The following is a 1520-nucleotide window of genomic DNA, read 5'->3' on the forward strand; positions in this document are numbered from 1 at the left end:
TAGTAGGTGAGTGATGGGGTGACGCAGGAAGGTAGTCCATCCCGGGCGGTGGTTGTCCCGGGGTAAGGGTGTAGGACGTCAGGTAGGTAAATCCGCCTGGCAATAGTCTGAGACCTGATGCCGAGCCGATTGTGGTGAAGTGGATGATCCTATGCTGTCGAGAAAAGCCTCTAGCGAGTTTCATGGCGGCCCGTACCCTAAACCGACTCAGGTGGTCAGGTAGAGAATACCGAGGCGTTCGGGTGAACTATGGTTAAGGAACTCGGCAAAATGCCCCCGTAACTTCGGGAGAAGGGGGGCCATTCCTGGTGATCGGATTTACTTCGTGAGCTGGGGGTGGCCGCAGAGACCAGCGAGAAGCGACTGTTTACTAAAAACACAGGTCCGTGCGAAGCCGTAAGGCGATGTATACGGACTGACGCCTGCCCGGTGCTGGAACGTTAAGGGGACCGGTTAGCTCAGATTCGTCTGGGCGAAGCTGAGAACTTAAGCGCCAGTAAACGGCGGTGGTAACTATAACCATCCTAAGGTAGCGAAATTCCTTGTCGGGTAAGTTCCGACCTGCACGAATGGCGTAACGACTTCTCGACTGTCTCAACCATAGGCCCGGTGAAATTGCACTACGAGTAAAGATGCTCGTTTCGCGCAGCAGGACGGAAAGACCCCGGGACCTTTACTACAGTTTGATATTGGTGTTCGGTTCGGCTTGTGTAGGATAGCTGGGAGACTGTGAAGCCTGGACGCCAGTTCGGGTGGAGTCGTCGTTGAAATACCAGTCTGGTCGTGCTGGATGTCTAACCTGGGTCCGTGATCCGGATCAGGGACAGTGTCTGATGGGTAGTTTAACTGGGGCGGTTGCCTCCTAAAGGGTAACGGAGGCGCCCAAAGGTTCCCTCAGCCTGGTTGGCAATCAGGTGTTGAGTGTAAGTGCACAAGGGAGCTTGACTGTGAGACCGACGGGTCGAGCAGGGACGAAAGTCGGGACTAGTGATCCGGCGGTGGCTTGTGGAAGCGCCGTCGCTCAACGGATAAAAGGTACCCCGGGGATAACAGGCTGATCTTCCCCAAGAGTCCATATCGACGGGATGGTTTGGCACCTCGATGTCGGCTCGTCGCATCCTGGGGCTGGAGTCGGTCCCAAGGGTTGGGCTGTTCGCCCATTAAAGCGGTACGCGAGCTGGGTTTAGAACGTCGTGAGACAGTTCGGTCCCTATCCGCTGTGCGCGTAGGAGTCTTGAGAAGGGCTGTCCCTAGTACGAGAGGACCGGGACGGACGAACCTCTGGTGTGCCAGTTGTTCTGCCAAGGGCATGGCTGGTTGGCTACGTTCGGGAGGGATAACCGCTGAAAGCATCTAAGCGGGAAGCCTGCTTCGAGATGAGGACTCCCACCCACTTGATGGGGTAAGGCTCCCAGTAGACGACTGGGTTGATAGGCCGGATATGGAAGCACGGTAACGTGTGGAGTTGACCGGTACTAATAGGCCGAGGGCTTGTCCATAGAGGCTCGCGTCCACTGTGT

1 rRNA gene is annotated in these 1520 nt (G+C 56.3%); it reads left to right on the forward strand.

What is annotated here, in order from left to right:
• A 23S ribosomal RNA gene (locus NW895_RS41105) occupies positions 1–1499 on the forward strand; the annotation flags it as partial.
• Between the last annotated feature and the right edge of the window lie 21 nt (positions 1500–1520).

It is taken from the genome of Streptomyces sp. S.PNR 29 (assembly GCF_030386795.1).
Classification (GTDB): Bacteria; Actinomycetota; Actinomycetes; order Streptomycetales; family Streptomycetaceae; genus Streptomyces.